The organism is Stenotrophomonas sp. SrG, from assembly GCF_050031795.1.
GTDB classification, from domain to species: Bacteria; Pseudomonadota; Gammaproteobacteria; order Xanthomonadales; family Xanthomonadaceae; genus Stenotrophomonas; species Stenotrophomonas rhizophila_A.
The window spans coordinates 1-262 of record NZ_JBNBBE010000375.1 but is presented as its reverse complement, the minus strand read 5'-3'; the positions used below and the strand labels follow the sequence as shown (position 1 = coordinate 262).

The following is a 262-nucleotide window of genomic DNA, read 5'->3' as shown; positions in this document are numbered from 1 at the left end:
CTGGTGCCGCGGGTCGGCCAGACCTGGCCCGTGCAGCGGCCCGACGGCGGCGCGCTGCACAGCGTGCCGGTGCACGACCGGCGGGCCGAGCTCGAGGTCCACTTCGCCATGCAGCCCACCGCGGTGCCGGCGCTGCTGCAGCTGCTGCACCACCTCGGGCTGGTGCCGGACCGCCGCGGCTTTGGCACGCGACGCCAGCTCGAGGGGCTGAGGACCGGCAAGATCGACCTGACCTACGTGCGCGACGGACGCTGGTACGTGC

1 pseudogene is annotated in these 262 nt (G+C 74.8%); it reads left to right on the top strand.

The annotated features are described in order from the left end of the window. Window positions 1-262, top strand: a pseudogene (locus tag ACQG3P_RS20150) (hypothetical protein); the annotation flags it as partial.